Annotated in this window: 18 protein-coding genes and 1 pseudogene; 8 read left to right on the forward strand and 11 right to left on the reverse strand. The window is 60.9% G+C overall.

What is annotated here, in order from left to right; genetic code table 11:
* Nucleotides 1–85: 85 nt before the first annotated feature.
* From NKI70_RS29030 to NKI70_RS29080, 11 genes are all read right to left on the reverse strand, one after another.
* A protein-coding gene (locus tag NKI70_RS29030; RefSeq protein WP_352725727.1) for an IS5 family transposase occupies nt 86–852 on the reverse strand; the annotation gives its coding sequence in 2 pieces (ribosomal slippage) (nt 86–540 and nt 540–852; 768 coding nt in all).
* 43 nt (nt 853–895) lie between these two features.
* Nucleotides 896–1,174, reverse strand: a complete 279-nt coding sequence (locus tag NKI70_RS29035) for a DUF6959 family protein (RefSeq protein WP_352458679.1) — start codon at nt 1,172–1,174, stop codon at nt 896–898.
* Nucleotides 1,175–1,516: 342 nt separating this feature from the next.
* Nucleotides 1,517–1,828 carry a hypothetical protein gene (locus tag NKI70_RS29040; protein WP_352725729.1) on the reverse strand — a complete coding sequence of 104 codons (312 nt, stop codon included), beginning with the start codon at nt 1,826–1,828 and terminating at the stop codon, nt 1,517–1,519.
* Between the two features lie 285 nt (nt 1,829–2,113).
* Nucleotides 2,114–2,332 carry a hypothetical protein gene (locus NKI70_RS29045; protein WP_352725731.1) on the reverse strand — a complete coding sequence of 73 codons (219 nt, stop codon included), beginning with the start codon at nt 2,330–2,332 and terminating at the stop codon, nt 2,114–2,116.
* Nucleotides 2,333–2,800: 468 nt separating this feature from the next.
* Nucleotides 2,801–3,124: a hypothetical protein gene (locus NKI70_RS29050; protein ID WP_352725733.1), complete on the reverse strand. Its 324-nt coding sequence runs from the start codon at nt 3,122–3,124 to the stop codon at nt 2,801–2,803.
* A 5-nt stretch (nt 3,125–3,129) separates the two neighbouring features.
* Nucleotides 3,130–3,534, reverse strand: a complete 405-nt coding sequence (locus NKI70_RS29055) for a lysozyme family protein (protein ID WP_352725735.1) — start codon at nt 3,532–3,534, stop codon at nt 3,130–3,132.
* Entirely contained in the window at nt 3,522–3,932 is a 411-nt protein-coding gene (locus NKI70_RS29060; RefSeq protein WP_352725737.1) for a hypothetical protein, read from the reverse strand. Before NKI70_RS29060 ends, NKI70_RS29055 begins: the two co-directional genes overlap by 13 nt.
* A 275-nt stretch (nt 3,933–4,207) precedes the next feature.
* Entirely contained in the window at nt 4,208–4,828 is a 621-nt protein-coding gene (locus NKI70_RS29065; protein ID WP_352725767.1) for a nitrogen fixation protein NifQ, read from the reverse strand.
* A 328-nt stretch (nt 4,829–5,156) separates the two neighbouring features.
* Entirely contained in the window at nt 5,157–5,378 is a 222-nt protein-coding gene (locus NKI70_RS29070) for a ferredoxin (protein WP_352725739.1), read from the reverse strand.
* Nucleotides 5,379–5,418: 40 nt separating this feature from the next.
* Nucleotides 5,419–6,636 (reverse strand): cytochrome P450, encoded by a 1,218-nt coding sequence (locus NKI70_RS29075; RefSeq protein WP_352725741.1) that lies wholly within the window; start codon nt 6,634–6,636, stop codon nt 5,419–5,421.
* Nucleotides 6,637–7,489: 853 nt separating this feature from the next.
* Nucleotides 7,490–8,557, reverse strand: coding sequence for a hemin-degrading factor (locus NKI70_RS29080; RefSeq protein WP_352725743.1), 1,068 nt, complete (start codon nt 8,555–8,557; stop codon nt 7,490–7,492).
* Between the two features lie 725 nt (nt 8,558–9,282).
* Between NKI70_RS29080 and NKI70_RS29085 the strand changes: the two genes are divergently transcribed.
* From NKI70_RS29085 to NKI70_RS29120, 8 genes and pseudogenes are all read left to right on the forward strand, one after another.
* Nucleotides 9,283–9,603 carry an iron-sulfur cluster assembly accessory protein gene (locus tag NKI70_RS29085; RefSeq protein ID WP_352725745.1) on the forward strand — a complete coding sequence of 107 codons (321 nt, stop codon included), beginning with the start codon at nt 9,283–9,285 and terminating at the stop codon, nt 9,601–9,603.
* A 282-nt stretch (nt 9,604–9,885) separates the two neighbouring features.
* Nucleotides 9,886–10,020 (forward strand): annotated as a pseudogene (locus NKI70_RS29090) (NifU family protein); the annotation flags it as partial.
* A gap of 45 nt (nt 10,021–10,065) precedes the next feature.
* Nucleotides 10,066–11,283 (forward strand): cysteine desulfurase NifS, encoded by a 1,218-nt coding sequence (nifS, locus tag NKI70_RS29095; protein ID WP_352641273.1) that lies wholly within the window; start codon nt 10,066–10,068, stop codon nt 11,281–11,283.
* Entirely contained in the window at nt 11,280–12,488 is a 1,209-nt protein-coding gene (nifV, locus tag NKI70_RS29100; RefSeq protein WP_352725747.1) for a homocitrate synthase, read from the forward strand. Before nifS ends, nifV begins: the two co-directional genes overlap by 4 nt.
* Nucleotides 12,485–12,865 (forward strand): nitrogenase stabilizing/protective protein NifW, encoded by a 381-nt coding sequence (nifW, locus tag NKI70_RS29105; RefSeq protein WP_352480507.1) that lies wholly within the window; start codon nt 12,485–12,487, stop codon nt 12,863–12,865. Before nifV ends, nifW begins: the two co-directional genes overlap by 4 nt.
* Before the next feature lie 187 nt (nt 12,866–13,052).
* Nucleotides 13,053–13,904 carry an electron transfer flavoprotein subunit beta/FixA family protein gene (locus NKI70_RS29110; RefSeq protein ID WP_352639912.1) on the forward strand — a complete coding sequence of 284 codons (852 nt, stop codon included), beginning with the start codon at nt 13,053–13,055 and terminating at the stop codon, nt 13,902–13,904.
* Nucleotides 13,905–13,922: 18 nt separating this feature from the next.
* On the forward strand, nt 13,923–15,032 hold the full coding sequence (locus NKI70_RS29115) for an electron transfer flavoprotein subunit alpha/FixB family protein (protein ID WP_352725749.1): 1,110 nt from the start codon (nt 13,923–13,925) through the stop codon (nt 15,030–15,032).
* 9 nt (nt 15,033–15,041) lie between these two features.
* Entirely contained in the window at nt 15,042–16,349 is a 1,308-nt protein-coding gene (locus NKI70_RS29120; protein ID WP_352450801.1) for an FAD-binding protein, read from the forward strand.
* Nucleotides 16,350–16,358 lie beyond the last annotated feature (9 nt).

Raw genomic sequence — 16,358 nt, forward strand, 5'->3', positions numbered from 1 at the left:
TCCTCACCGCGCTCGCGCAGCCGCCCCCAATCCGTTGTCCCCACTGCTGCAGAACCCTCTCCGCTAAAAATCTGCCAAAGTAGTGTTAGGCCGTAGACTCATTAGCGCGAAGCCATAGCCTGATCGAAGCGAGCTGGATCATGGCGAGGAAGTTGGCAGCCAGCTTATCGTAGCGGGTGGCGACCCGACGGAAATGCTTCAGCTTGGAGAAGAACCGCTCGATCAGGTTGCGCTCGCGATAGAGCCGCTTGCTGAAGCAGGGCTTCCACTTCCGGTTGCGCTTGGCCGGGATGTTCGGCGTGGCACCCTGCTGCTGGATCAGCTCCCGGATGCGGTCGGCATCATAGGCCTTGTCCGCCAGCACGATGGCGCGCGGGCCGAGGTGGTCGAGGAGTGTATCGACGATCTGCCCGTCATGGGCTTGCCCTGCTGTCAGGCCGAGCCGGATCGGCAGCCCGCACGCATCGACGACCACGTGGATCTTGGTCGTGAGCCCGCCTCGGGAGCGGCCGAGACATTGATCTGCATCCCCTTTTTTCCTGTCGCAGCCTGCTGGTGCGCCCGGATAGAAGTGCTGTCGATCATCTGGATTTCACCGTCATGCGCGGCACTGACAGCGTCCATGAGCCGATGCCACACGCCTGCTTTTCGCCATCGCACGAAGCGGTTGTAACAGGTCGTACGCGGTCCATAACGCTGCGGCAGGTCGCGCCACGGTGCGCCTGATCGTAGCACCCAGAAGATGCCGTTCAGCACGCGGCGGTCGTCCACGCGCGGCACGCCTCGCGGCTTGTTGGGCAGGAGCGGTTGGATCACGCGCCATTCGAAGTCGGTCAGATCATATCGGCTCATCCAGCCGCTGAATCACATCAGCGACGATATTGAAAGGCCGGCTTCAGGGTGCCTGCTGTTCTGAGAAGGGAAGCGCTATGTCGTGCTCCAGCAGTGTAACCTTATAATGGTTGAGATATGACCACAGAGCGTTGCGAAGATCATTCAGTTCGTCGTAACCCGGCGAACCTCGCCCGACTTCCTTGCAGGCCAGATCCGCTCGTTGACACAGAATATAAAGGCTGTCACCCTGAACGAGAACGCCGGGGAAGGCCCGACCAGGATGCCGCATGACAGCGGCATTGGTCTTGTCCGATAGTATCTCGACGTTCTCGCTACGCATCAGTGTCTCGCGGATCGGCTTGCTGCACCGTCAGAGCATGAGCCCGCTCACTCCGCAACCCTTTATGGGTTCACGACCTAGAAAACCAAAGAGTTTTCGTTGTAATCATTGAGGCGAATTTCGGAAAATTCATATATCGCCATAGAACCTGTTCCTTTGCGGGCCTTCTAAAGACCGAATGTTCCGCTAGTGGCATTTTTCTCCCCTTCGTGGCGGCGCTTCATCCATAGTCGTTGTCGCCACTCTTCTTAGCGAAATCTTTCACGACTTCGATCAACTTCGCCCCACCAAAAGTGGCCATGCTCATCAACGCTGCGTAAGTTGCAGGCGCTCCGCAGAGTGTTAAAAGGACGTGCTCACACCAATAATGCCAGTTCGCCAAATTCCCGCGACCATTCCCTTGTTTTCGCTCGCCCAACTCTCTATCCGATCTCTAATTGCAGTGACAATTTCGCGAGCCGACGAATAGTCGCCACTACCGGGGTTCTTGCCGGCTTGTTCGATAGCTTCAGCTAGCCGATCAAGAGACTTTGCTAATTCCTCTAAAAAGTTTGTAAGCCCTTCGAAGCGAGCGAGATCGTCGGGCCTGTTTGGGCGCGAAGACTGCATTTCCTCTAACTCTTCCCGCACCGCAGCAGAGAGCATGGCTGCCACAAGAGCGAAACCTTTCGGCGCTTCGGCTAGCCGAATCTCGATCGTTCTTGCAAGGTCATCCTTGCACGGAGGGGGGCGGCTCGGCTACTGAAAGAACTGTGGGTTTTGGAGGGACTAAGTGAAGGCCTATAAATTCGTTTGCCCGCGCACGGCCGACTCCCTAAAGCGAGTCAAAATTGTATTAGACAAAGCGTGGAATGCCTAACGGGGCGCGACAAAGGATGGGGAAGCGGGCACTGGACACCCTAAGAGAAATGGCGGGGTAAAAATGCCCCGCCATTCTTGTCAGTGTCCGACAGGTTTGATCCTGCATCGCCTGAAAAGCTCTGCGATCAAATCATTGATGATCACTGTGCCGGCATCGCCGGACGCCAGTTTGCCGGTCGATCGTTTGTCACCGTTGCCTTGGACATGGATCATGTCGTTTTGCTCGTATACTTCGAATGAGTAGGACTCACCGTTAAGCGTGCGGTGTTGGTCTTTGTATTCGGTGCGCTTCCCCATCACGCCGTCTTGCCATCATCAGCCTGAACGCTAGCCGGCCAGATCCAAGCGGCCATGAGTGCATCCACGAATTGGTAGGGCTCGCGCTTGCCGCTGAAGGGCAAGGTTCGATCGCGGCGAGCGCCAGGATGAGCCGGGTGTGTCGGTCGTTAGCGATGTAGACGTTGCCCAAGGTGGATCTCCATTTGCCTGATTGCCCGCAACTTATGATTCATTATGCGGGAGCGCGCCAGACAAATAACACAGTTGTTTCAGATACTTAGATAAGCAATAGATGACTTATCTCCATAAAGCTGCCGCCCAAAGAGAAAAAACCGCCCGGTGATTAGACCGGGCGGTTGAGTTGGGAGACGTCATGGTGCCGGTGAGCAAGCCCGACAGGCCGGACGTAAACTGCTGCCCGAAGAACATGCCGGCCTGCTGAAGGGCGTTCTGCGACTGCGCGGCCTGCTTGTTCTTCTGGTCACGCTAATCGGTGAGCGTCAGCTTCTCACGCATCTTCTGGATTTCTTCATCCGTGAGCGTGATGCCGGCGCGCTTGGCCTGTGCCTGATACTCCCAAAGCTGAAGCTCGACGCGCTTGTGGCTTTCGGACATGCCGGAAATCTGCTGTTCGAACTTGGCCTTGTCGAGACCGTACTGAATGGTGGCATTCAGGTTCTTGCGGGCTTCGGTCTGCTGCTGGGCAAGGTCAATCTGCTTCTGCTGCCCATCGGTCGGCGGAAGAGCCTGTCCGGCGGTCGGGGTGCCATTGTAGGCGTTGCTGATGGTCGTATCGTCTACACCGCGCAAGCCTTCTATTCGTTGCGAAGGCCGGCAGGACGGCGGCGAAGCAGATAGCGGGCAACCTCGTCCTGGGTGCCTTCATCAAACATGCGGTCGCCAGTCAAACCAAAGTCCTTCATGGCCTCCTGAAGCCTGCTGCGCACCACCTGATAGCGGCCGACTGCCGAGGAATTGAAGGTGTTCGCCGGGTTCGCAAGCATCTGCTTCTGAAAGGCAAGCACCTGACTAAGCGTCATGCTGGTCAGGTTCACGGCGCCACCGGTGAAAGCGCCATAGCCGAGCGTTTCGTTGTAGCCGCGCCCCTTGTCGGTGCCTTCGGCCGCGCCGATCAAATCGAGGATATTGTCGTGCGCGCCGAAGCGCGTGATGCTCTTGGCGCGGTTCGCGATGTCCACTGCGTTCATCACCTGCGACATGGTAGTGGCGTTGCCGACTGCCTTTTTAAAGGCGGCGTCGATCGCGTCGAGCTTGCCGAGCTCATCGAGTTCGCCTTGAGCTCCGGCACAAGGTTCTTGAGGTCGGCGAGCACCGTCTTGAAGTTCGCGGCCGACGTAGCGGAATTGTTGAACGCGCCGCCCGCCCGCTCGGTGATGTCGGAAAGTTCCTTGAGCGCGGCCTTCAACTGGTCGCTGCCACCGCCGAGATTGACAATCTCGGTCTCGACGGCCTCAAGCTGCTTCTTCAGTGCGTCGAGAGTTCCCATTCCATCGCGAACCCGTGCACTAGCGCAAAAATCCACGGCGGTGGTTACGGCGGCGCCCAGGCCGAGCCATAACCGCGGCCGCCGGGGCGCCGCAAAGGCGCCGGCCAGCATCTTGCGCTTGAGCCCGGTGTCGAAGACGCCGGCTCTTGCGAATAGAGCCGGCCAGGCAAGCGAGGAGCAACGGCCCGGAGAACAGCAGTTGCTCGGCGGCGATGGTGCGGGTCGGGTCCTGCACCGCCATGATGACGGCACCCGCCGAAGCGAGCATCGCAAGCAACCGGACAGCAGGCACAGCATTCAAATCCTCGAAGGCGTCCGTCGACATTCGACAGGAGACCTATGGCGCGGCGCGAGCGCTGGCGCTGTACGACTGACGAAAGCGGCTCTCAATCCGAGGCGGTGCCGTTCTTGATCCGTGTGAGGCGGCTTTCACCTTCCTCCGGGTCGAAGCAGCTTTCGAAATCATTGCATTCCCGGCAACTGGGCGCGCTGCACAGCGAAAAACCTTCGGCCTCGCAGAGCTTGCGGTAAAAGTATTTCTTCCATTTCATGTTTTGGGTGTTGCCGGCCGCCAGCGTCGGAAAATGCGCGGCGAGCAGGCGGCCGAGGTCGCTTCGATTAAAAAGGCCAAGGTCCTGCCAGAGATGGTCATTGCGCATGGCACGCCGGGCGATGATCTTGGCGAAGCGGGCGCTTGCCGGGTCGCCCGGCCGGGCATGCGCCAGCAGCAGTCCGCGCAGAAGTTCTTCCTCCAGATCCGGCTCGGGCTCGCTCACCTCTTCCAAGGCAAACGCGTTGATAGGAAAAGCAGGGAAACAGCGGGCCAGGACATCGCGCAGCTCGGCGCGCGCAAGGCCGGTTGCCTCCGTCGCCGTCGCCTCGCCGGCCTCGATCTCCTCGAGCGCAAGTGAAAGCACACAGGCAAGCACATGCTGGTCGAACCTCCTCTCCAGCTCGATCTGCGGCCATCGGCCGGTGCTGAGCCGGGCATAGTGTTGGGCAAATATGGTGCCGTTCTCCTGGTTTGTCCTATTAAGTCATGCAGCGACCCGACCGGCCGCAACATGGGTCGGGCAGTTCTTCGGGTAGAGGCAGTCGCGGATCGCCGCGCGGTCGAGTAGTTCGGTAATTTTCGTCTGGTCCATCGGCTCTGTCGCAAATTCTATGATTGGAAGAGGTGTTTCGCGAACCCCCGCCCTGCCGTTTGCCTCATGGGGAACACCTCGGCGCCGGAAATGCCCCCGCGGAGTTGGACGTGGACCGTGCTGGGACAGAGGTCGCGTGCCGTCCTTTCCAGTGCGGCCACATGGTCGGCCCCATTCAAGCCCGCCAGACTCACGGTTGAATGACGTCTGATTCAGAGCGTCGGCGAGTGAGTTCCAGCGCACGTTCAGGACAGCATCGCGCGCCTCGCGATGCAGGCAGCTCCTCCCCTTGCGCAACTTCAATGTCACCAGGCAGGATATAACCCTCGTCATCAAGCTTGAAGATGTCCGGCGCTTGCGCCGCGCATCGCGCGTGACCCTGGCATTTGGCATTTTGGACGATGATGCGCATGGCGCTGCCTCCATTCTCTGTGCCCCGGCTTGGGGCGGGCCTAGGACCACTCCAGGATCAAATTTTCGATCCCGAATACATGGCCGCCAGAGGTTATGGGTGCCGTACCCTGCTTGATCCTGAAAGCCGGGATGCGCGCCAGCCACTCCTCCAGGCCAATGACAATCTCCCGCCGGGCAAGGTGTGAGCCAAGGCAACGGTGGGGACCATAGCCAAAGGCGGCGTGGCGGTTGTCCTCCCGCTCCAAATCGATTGTGTTGGGGCATTCGAATTCCGCCGGGTCACGATTGGCAATCATGGTGGCGCAGGAAACATAGTCCCCCCTCCGGATCGGCGCGCCTTCGAAGTCGATATCTTTCGTAGCCACGCGGATCAACTGAATGGGCGGATAGGCCCGCAGCAATTCTTCGGTTGCGAGCGGGATGCGGTCCTGTTCGCTCCGCAGCAATTGCTGATCTTTGAGGTTGCGCGCGAGGTACGCCAAGTCAAAGCCTATAGCTGCTGCGACCGTGTCGAGCCCAGCGACGAAGACAAGCACGCCGATGCCGCGGACTTGGGTGTCCGTCAGCCCGCGGCCCTCGACCTGTGCCTGCACGATAAAGGTCATGAAATCGTCAACCGCCTCCTGGCGGCGCATGGCTGCAAGTTCGTCGATGAATGCCACGATCGTCCGGGCAGCCACAGGTCGTTCCTTATCGTCGCCGTGCAGCAGATCTTTCCCCCAGCCGACGAATGTATCGAGTCGGTCATCGGGCAACCCCAGAAAGCGAAGAAAGGTGCTCACCGCGAAAGGAAAGGCAAAATCCTTCATCACGTCGCAGCTTGTGCCCGACGCGGCGATCCTTTCGATCAGCTCGACCGCCCGTTCGCGGACAGCCGGTTCCAAAGCCAACACCCGCTTTGGCGAAAGCAGCGGATTGAGCAGTGAGCGAAAGACGCCATGGGCCGGTGGATCGAGCTCAAGCGGGATCGTCGGCCAGTTTTCACCCAGTATGGAGGAGAAGATGCTGCGATGGCTGGAAAAAGTCTCTGCGTCCTGCAGCACCTTCCGCTGGTCCGCGGCACGGGTGATGACCCAGGTACCCCGGCCATCTTGCGTGTTGTAGCGGGAGTAAAAGATCGGAGGCCCGTCATGTACGCAAGCGACAGCTGCATGTGGATCCCCGTTGGGTGTTGGTGGCATCCCTGGCGATGTAAACAGGCTGAAGTCCCTCACCATTTCGGGCGGGACATGATCTGGAACGGGGTTGGTCGCCATTTTGTTTTCTCTACATTGGCGTTCATGGCTCGATTGAGATTGCACCGCTGTTCATAAAGTCGATTTCCAGCATGGGCACGTCTCTTGTCGGGCGCCTTCTAGATTCTGTCGCCTGATACAGCCCACCTGCACCAGCGCGGATGAGATCGGTTGCGAAGTCGATCAGAAGGGGCATCTCCGCCGCGCTGCGGTCATGAAGCAAAGCCGCCGCTTATCCCCGTTAGGGTTGAGAGGCTGGTCAATCACCTCTGAGCTCCGTGACGCACTGCTGATGCCCTGCTGATCAAATTGTCGAAGCAAGTCGCGTGCCGGATAGGCGTACCCATGGCGCTGCACCAAGCAATGCCAGCCTGCACTAGGCCCGCCGCTGATGATCACCTGTCCATCATTCTTAGGACAACGTCCGACAACCGACATCCGTGGTCGGTTTTGTCGAGTCCGCGACATCGGGCTGTTCGGCTTGGCTGCTGCTGCACAGCCTTCCGGTCGACGAGCGAGGAGATCGCTCGCACGGCCCGGATTGAGCAACGACGCCATCCAGCGCAAGGTTCGGGTGCGGTCCGACAAGACCCCGCCCCGCTTCCGCTTCGGTTCGGCGCTGATGGCATATGCGTTGTTGTAGCCGCTGCAAGGATTTCCGGTCAGACGAGCGATGCACTCGTGCGCAGCGATCCGGCCGGCGACGAGCCTGACTGTATCGATGCGGTCAATTCCGGCGTGCACACCTGACCGTGCGTATGCGCTACGACGGCAAGCTCTATCGCACATGGACCTATATTTCCTCGCGAGCCGCTGTCGGAACGTGGTGCCGAGTCCTATGGCGGCCGGTTCAATCCGAGGGCCTGTCGGCACTCTACACATCCCGGTCGTTCGGACCGGGAACGCGTGGCAGACTCTCGGCCAGAAACCGCCAGTCGCTGCGCTCGCGTTCGCCTTCCTTGCGCGTGCCGAAGAACTGGACGATCATCTTGCCGTCGGCGCCATAGGCTTCAACGGACGTGACGTGACCGTCCCTCGTCGGCTTGCGCACGGCCCAGACCTCGCGGATGTGATGAGTCCTAAGATGGAGATGGAAGTTCTCGTCGAGCACATTGATCCGCGGCCCGATCTGCTTGACCGACTTGATCGGGCCGGAATGGATCTGGATGCAACCACGATTGCCGACAAAGCACATGATCGGCATCTCGTCTTCGGCCGCCTGTTGGAACAGGGCGCCAACGGCATCATTGTCGAGCAGCCAGGCGTAATCCTCGTCGGCCATACGCATCGCCTGGCAGCGGCTGAGCTTCAGGGTCTTCAACATATGGTAGAACTGATGCACGTCGCTCAGCCGGCTCCAGTGCTCGCGTAGGTCGTCGACCGTGGCGGCTTGGTCTGGACTCACTGCATTATCGAGCGCCCCGCTCGCCTCGACCGATATGATCGGCTCCTGGTCGGAGGATACAAGCTCTGCCGCCAGATTCTGATAGGCGTGCAGGTTCGAGGCGGGCCTGAGATGTACTTTGTGCATCGCCTCGCCGGTGGCATCAAAGAATTGCAGGCTGCGGCGGATCTCGGCTCCCTCGCGCTTCTCGACGGCGAAGCCATACGCCCACGCTTTCGGGAAGATGCGCAGGTCGATCTCGTCGCCGAGCACCATGGCATGCGGGTTGCCGGTGACCACTTTGTCGTAGACGCCGATCTTTTGGTGCACGGCACTTTGGTTGCGGGTGACCGCCATCACCTCGCCGACCGCTTCGAGGCCGGTCAGCAGATCATCGACGCGCGGCTCGATGCGCACCGCGCCGTGACCACAATGCGCCGCGACCAATTCGGCTTCCGAAATCCCCAATCGAGCGGCGAGATCATGCTCCCGGATTTTCGGATTGTCTTCGCACGCCCGCCGGATTTCGTCCGGCGACGGTTTCTCGCGCTGGTCCATGTCTTACCCCTGCTTCCACCTACGTGTGAGGATCAGCTGCCCTGCCGGTGAATCTTCAGCCGATCGGGCGCGCCGTAATGCTCGACCCTGATCTGCTGCTGGCCCGTGAACAAAGTGTCGCTGGACAGCGTGCGCACCTCGTCGCACCCGCGCGAAAACCGGGGGTGCTGTCGGAGCGGCGAGACCCGAGTGACACGAGCAGGCACATGCCGACGGAATCCCATCGAGCCGGTCGGCGGCCACTGGGCGGTGGTGAGCGATTGTGGGTGTTGTCGCAATCGGCCAATCGGGCATTCGGATGCCACGGGCGGCGCTGCTTTGCCAAACAAAGCGTATCTGACCCAGTCCTGACATTTTGCTCCCTTGCTTCGCCCCATCGACCGCGAGGGCACCCCGACATGATTGTGGATCGGCAGTCTCTTGCCGCCTCGCCAAATGGAGCTTCAAAAACCGTGCCAATTGCGCCGAAGCAAGCTCAGAAGAAGTCTTCTGTAATGGTCATTACTTTAATGTGAGTTCAGCCAACAACTCAGGCCCAACATCCCCCGTGGCGGACCCGACAAACCCGACAGTACGTGTCGGTTGGCCGACACCTTCGCAGCAATGGACTCACAAGAACCACCGCAGTGTCAGAGATGCCGCGCTGTGTTGAAACATTTTTTCGCTTTGGCACGGTGCATGCAACGTGATGCGCAAGCAGGTCCCGGACTGAGGAGAATGGAGCCATGATTACGCTCACCCACAACGCTGTTGCCGCCATCAAGACTGCTCTTTCCCGCGCCAGCGAGCCGGCGGAAGGCTTTCGCATCATGGTCCAGGCCGGCGGCTGCGCCGGCTTCAAATACTTAATGGGCCTGGAGAGCATGTCGCGCGAGGGCGACGCGATCACCGAGACAGATGGGATCAAGCTGTTCGTGGACGCGGGCTCGCAACCGCATGTCGCCGGCATGACCGTCGACTTCCTCACCGGGCTCGAATCTTCCGGCTTTGTCTTCGATAACCCCAACGCGCGCGAGAAGTGCGGCTGCGGCAAGTCCTTCAGTTGATCGCCCGAAGCGCCTGTGCGGGTCCATGAAGCGATTGCCGCCGACGGACTCATTTGCGGCAGAGGAGGCTTATATGGCCGGCACAACAGATGTCCCTGTCCTCAAGAACAAGGCAAGGTCGAAGCCGATCTTGGGACCGGCAATCGCTTCAGGTAGGATGCAAAGAACGTCGCCTCCCGAAACAGTTCGGTTCCTGGTGACACCCGAGCTGCTGGCGACCAAATCGCGCCGCTGCGCCAAACTCGGCTTATCGATAACGTCGTCGCGTTCGGGCGTCCTTACCTGCGGGCTGACGGCGGCGACTGCGAACTTGGCCATGTCGAGGCCGATCCGGTCTACGTCAAACTGTCGGGTGTCTGCGCCGGCTGCCAGTTCAGGCCCATCATCATCAACGGCATGCGCCAGAGGCTCAATGAGGCGGTCTCGCGCTCGCGTCATTCCGGTAAACTGAGGATCGAACCTATGAAGCCTGTCTACCTCGACAACAACGCAACCACACGGGTCGATCCTGCGGTCGTGCAAGCGATGTTGCCGTTCTTTACGGATCAATTCGGCAACCCTTCGTCGGCGCACGCTCTTGGCGCCTCAGTCAGTGCGGCGGTGAGAAAGGCGCGGAGGCAGTTGCAAGCGCTGATCGGCGCGGAGTTCGACGATGAGATCACCTTCACCTCGGGTGGGACAGAAAGCGACAATGCAGCGCTTCTTTCGGCGCTCGAGGCGGCGCCCAACCGAACCGAGATCGTGACGTCCGCGGTCGAGCATCCCGCCGTGCTGACGCTCTGCGCGCATCTTGAGAAGACCCGCCGCGTCAAGGTGCACAGGATCCCGGTGGATTGCCGTGGCCGGCTCGACCTCGACGCCTATATGGCCGCCCTCACCCCACAGGTGGCAATCGTCTCGATAATGTGGGCGAACAATGAGACTGGTGTGATCTTCCCCGTGGCCAGGCTTGCCGAGTTGGCCAAGGAAGTGGGCGCCCTTTTCCATACCGATGCTGTGCAGGCGGTCGGCAAGCTTCCGATGGACCTGAAGTCGACCGCAATCGACATGCTGTCTCTCTCCGGCCACAAGCTGCACGGGCCGAAAGGGATCGGCGCGCTTTTCGTAAAACGTGGCGTCAATTTCCACTCGCTGATCAAGGGGGGCCACCAAGAACACAACCGGCGTGCTGGCACCGAGAATACGCCCGGCATAGTCGGGCTCGGCATGGCGGCCGAACTCGCCTTGAAATTCATGGACGACGAGACCACACGGGTAAAGTCGCTCCGCGACCGTTTAGAGGACGGGATTCTCCAGCGCATCCCAAGCACCTGTGTCACTGGTGATCCCCTGGAACGGTTGCCCAACACCGCAAACATCTCCTTCGAAGATGTCGAAAGTGATGGAATTCCACTCCTCCTCAGCCGCGTGGGCATCGCGTGTTCCTCCGGCTCTGCCTGCACCTCCGGCTCTCTGGAACCGAGCCATGTCCTGAGCGCGATGAAAACGCCACACGCGGCAGTCCGCTTCTCCTTGGCGCGGGACAACGGCGAAGCGGACGTCGACCGGGTGCTCGAGGTCATGCCGGCAATCGTGGAGAAGCTGCGTGGCTTTCCCAGTTCTGGGCCGGGTAAGCGAAGCTCCGAAGACGTTGAATCCGGTCTATGCCTGAGCGGCAGCAGAACAGGCTACCGTTCATGACCCGTCATGTCTTTCTCAACGATACGACCTTGCGCGATGGCGAGCAGGCGCCCGGCGTCGCCTTTACCACGACGGAAAAGCTGGAGATCGCCGAGTCTCTTGCGGCGGCCGGCGTCACAGAGATCGAGATCGGCACGCCGGTCATGGGCGCCGACGAGATCGAAACAATTCGCGCCGTGGTCGCGCGGCGTCTCCCGGTTCGGCTCATGGCCTGGTGCCGGATGACGTCGCTGGATCTCGATGCAGCGATCGAGAGCGGCGTCCACGCCGTCAATCTATCGCTGCCTGCGTCGGACATCCAACTTGCCGCCAAGCTCGGCCTCGATAAGGCGGGAGCGCTCCAGGTCATCGATCATATGGTCAGGCGCGCCGCCGCCGCCGGCTTCTTTGTCGCGGTGGGCTGCGAGGATGCCTCGCGGGCCAATCGGGATCATCTCGCCCGCGTCATCGAGACGGCTGCACGCGCCGGCGCAAGCCGCGTCAGGCTAGCCGACACAGTCGGCGTTCTCGACCCGTTTTCGACCTTCGAACTTGTCGCCCAGCTCGTGCCGCAGTCTCCAATCGACCTTGAATTTCATGCGCACAACGATCTCGGACTTGCTGCCGCCAACACGCTGGCCGCGATCCGCGCAGGCGCGCGCCATGCGTCCGTCACCGTCCTGGGGCTCGGCGAGCGTGCGGGCAATGCCGCGCTGGAAGAGGTGGCCGCCGCGATGGCGGTCCTCGACGGCGCGGATACCGGCATCGAGCTGACCGCATTGCCCGACCTCGCCGCCCAGGTGGCTTGGGCCGCCCGCCGGCAGACCGCGGCCATTAAACCGGTCGTCGGCGCCGATGTTTTCACGCACGAATCCGGCATTCACGTCGCAGGGCTGCTAAAGGACTCGCGTACTTATCAAGGGCTCGATCCGGCTCTCGTGGGCCGCTGCCGGCGTATCGTCATCGGCAAGCATTCCGGCGCCACTGCGATTGCCCATGTGCTGAGCGAAAGCGGTCGCGATCTCGACCCGGATCTGGCAGCCGCGATGGTGGCCCGCGTCCGGCGCGAGGCGGCCGAGACGAAATCGACCGTCACTGCAACTCAACTGGTCGAGCTCTACGATGGAATGTGCAGCGAGGCATCCCTCGCGGAGCTGTGCGGGTCCAGGTCAGCCGTGCGCGAGCCCACCGACACCACAGTTTTCCGACCAGGGAGAATGCAATGAATTGTTCCGCTGACAGCCGCCCTATCGATGTCACCGACATCCTCGCACGACTGAAGCGCCTGTCGGCTGCGGAGGAGTTCTTCGCAGTCCTTGGCGTCTCCTATGATCCGAAGGTGCTGAATGTCTCGCGGCTCCATATCATGAAGCGCGTGGGCCAATACCTTGCCGAAGAAGATTTCTCCGGTCTGCCCGACCAGGTGATTGCCGCGCGGGTGCGCGCGACGCTCGAACGCGCTTACGAAGACTTCGCGATTTCCTCGCCGCTCTCGCATCGGGTCTTCAAGGTGCTCAAAGACCACGATCCGAACAAACCTGCCACGCCGGGCCGCACCTTTGTCCCGTTCGACTCCGTACTGAAGCGGTTCGGACAGGAATGACCGCGACACGGGTTGCGACGCGACAATGTCGAGAAGCCGACAAATCCGTCATCACCACGGCGCCCTCGGAAGCAACCAAGCGAAGTTCTAGGAATAGGGGGCAGCGCAAAACAGTTGGCACGAATGATGCGCTCCAAAGAGATAACCGCCAAGCCCGCATCCGGACAGGAGCCTAGAGAAACCGCCAATGCACATCGTAATCTGCATCAAGCAGGTGCCGGACTCGGCACAGATAAGGGTCCATCCGGTGACGAACACGATCATGCGCCAGGGTGTTCCGACTATCATCAACCCTTACGACCTGTTCGCCCTCGAAGAAGCCCTCAGGCTGCGCGACGCCTATGGTGGCGAAGTCACCGTGCTCACTATGGGTCCGCCCATGGCAGAGGACGCGCTGCGCAAGGCGCTCGGTTACGGCGCCGACCGAGCGGTGCTCTTGACCGACCGCTATTTTGCCGGCTCCGACACGCTGGCGACCTCGTTCGCCCTTTCCCAGGCAATCGCGAAGGTTGGCGAGACGTTCGGCACGCCAGACCTCGTCTTCACTGGCAAGCAGACGATCGATGGCGACACCGCCCAGGTCGGGCCCGGCATCGCCAAGCGCCTCGGACTCCTGCAACTGACCTATGTCGCGAAGATCGCCTCTATTGACCTTGCTGCACGCGAGATCAAGGTCGAGCGCCGCTCCGAAGGCGGCACACAGATGCTGAAGAGCAGGCTCCCTTGCCTCATCACCATGCTGGAAGGCACAAACGAGATCCGCCGGGGCTCGATCCAGGACGCCCTGTGCGCCGCGCGCAGCCTGGTCTTGAAATGGAGTGCGGCCGACGCCGGCATTGAGGATCTCACCAAATGCGGCCTGCGCGGTTCACCAACGGTCGTCAAGCGCGTTTTCGCCCCTCCTGCGCGGGCGGAAAAGGCGGCAAAAATCGACACCGCCGAGATGGCCTTGCGCGATGTCGCTGACGAACTCATCACGGCAATTTTCACCCGCCAGCCGGCATTGGAACATGAGCTCGCCTTCAACGGCGGCGCGTGAGAGGGCAAGGAGCAGACGATGTCGACCGCGAACCGAGAAACCCCTCGCCCTGCCGCCGGCCGTGCCGGCATAAAGAAGGAGCTGCCCGCGCATTTCAAGGACTACCGGCACGTTTGGGTTTTCATCGAGCTCGAACGCGGTCAGGTCCATTCCGTATCATTCGAACTGCTCGGCGAAGGCCGCAAGTTAGCAGACAAGCTTCAGGTCCAGCTTGCGGGCGTCGTGCTTGGACCGCCGGGAGAGGCCATCGGGAACGCCGTTGCCGAAGCCTTCGTTTATGGTGCCGACCTGGTCTACATCGTCGAGGAGCCGCTGCTCGCCGACTACAGGAACGAGCCTTTCACCAAGGCGATGACGGATCTGGTCGATACCCACAAACCCGAGATCCTTCTTCTCGGTGCCACCACACTCGGCAGGGATCTTGCCGGCTCCGTGGCGACGACCTTGCAGACAGGGCTCACGGCCGACTGCACCGAACTCGATGTGGATACCGACGGTTCGCTCGCCGCCACCCGTCCGACTTTCGGCGGTTCCTTGTTGTGCACGATCTATACGCTCAATTTCCGCCCCCAGATGGCGACAGTGCGACCGAGGGTCATGCCCATGCCGCAGCGGGCGGATAAACCGGTCGGGCGTGTCATCCGGCACAAGCTCTCGGTAGCCGAGGACGAGATCGTTACCAAAATCCTCGGCTTCCTGCCGGATAGTCAGTCGGCAAAGGCAAATCTTGCCTATGCCGACGTCGTGGTTGCGGGAGGCCTCGGTCTAGGCGCGGCGGAGAACCTGCAGCTTGTGAAGAATCTCGCGCGGGCAATCGGCGCCGAGCATGGCTGTTCGCGCCCGTTGGTCCAGAAGAGCTGGATGCCAGCTGATCGGCAGATCGGCCAAACTGGCAAGACCATCCGGCCGAAGCTTTACATAGCGGCCGGGATTTCCGGCGCCGTCCAGCATCGGGTTGGCGTCGAGGGGGCGGATCTCATCGTGGCCATCAACACCGACCCGAACGCGCCGATTTTCGATTTCGCTCACCTCGGGATCGTCACCGACGCGATCCGCTTCCTGCCCGCACTGACGGAAGCCTTCACCCGGCGGCTGTCGCCCCACAGTCGCGACAAGCTTGCGAGCTAAGGGATGGACATGATTGAGGAACAATTCGACGCCATTGTTATTGGGGCCGGCATGTCCGGAAACGCAGCTGCTTACACCATGGCCAGCCACGGCCTGAAGGTGCTGCAGTTGGAGCGGGGTGAATATCCGGGCTCCAAGAATGTCCAGGGTGCCATCATGTACGCGAACATGCTGGAGAAGATCATCCCGGATTTCCGGGACGATGCGCCTCTCGAGCGGCATTTGGTTGAACAGCGGCTTTGGGTGATGGACGACACATCCCATACCGGGATTCACTATCGGTCGGACGACTTCAATGAGGCGAAGCCCAACCGCTACACGATCATCCGTGCCCAGTTCGATAAATGGTTTTCGCGTAAGGTGCGCGAGGCCGGCGCGACGGTTCTGTGCGAGACGACCGTGACGGAACTCATCCGTGACGCCAAGGACAGGGTGATCGGCGTCCGCACAGACCGGGCCGGCGGAGCCATCTACGCGGACGTGGTCGTCCTCGCAGAAGGTGTATGCGGACTGCTTGGCACGCGGGCCGGCCTGCGCGAGATGCCGAAGCCGCAAACCGTGGCGCTCGCCGTCAAGGAAATGCATTTCCTGCCCGAAGAGGTCATTGAGCAGCGGTTCGGCCTCAAAGGCGATGAAGGCTGCGTGATCGAGGCGGTGGGCACGACCTCCCGCAGCATGGCCGGGCTCGGCTTCCTCTACACCAACAAGGAGTCGATCTCACTGGGCATTGGCTGCCTCGTCTCCGATTTCGCCGCGATGGTCGAGAGCCCTTACGTCCTCCTCGACGCCTTAAAAACCCATCCTTCGATCCGGCCGCTGATCGCCGGCTCGGAAGTGAAAGAATATTCCGCGCATCTCATTCCCGAAGGCGGCTACAAGGCTATTCCGCAGCTCTTTGGCGACGGTTGGGTCGTGGTCGGCGATGCCGCGCAACTGAACAACGCCATTCACCGCGAGGGTTCGAACCTCGCCATGACCTCCGGCCGCATCGCGGCTGAGGCAATCATCGAGGTCAAGAGCCGCAACGGTCCTATGACCAAACGGAATCTCGCCCTTTACAAAGCCATGCTGGACAAGTCCTTCGTGGTCAAGGACCTAAGGAAATACAAAGACATGCCGGCCTTGCTCCACACCAATTCCTGCAATTACTTCACGACTTATCCGCGGTTGATGTCGCAAGCCGCGCAGAATTTCATGCGTGTCGACGGCACGCCGAAGATCGAGAAGGAAAAGGCGACCACGGCGGCCTTCATCAAGGCGCGCTCGCGCTGGGGGCTGGTCAGCGACGCGGTCCGCCTTGCATTGGCGTGGCGCTGAGGGGAGACG

The organism is Mesorhizobium sp. M0500 (assembly GCF_040321165.1).
GTDB lineage: Bacteria > Pseudomonadota > Alphaproteobacteria > Rhizobiales > Rhizobiaceae > Mesorhizobium.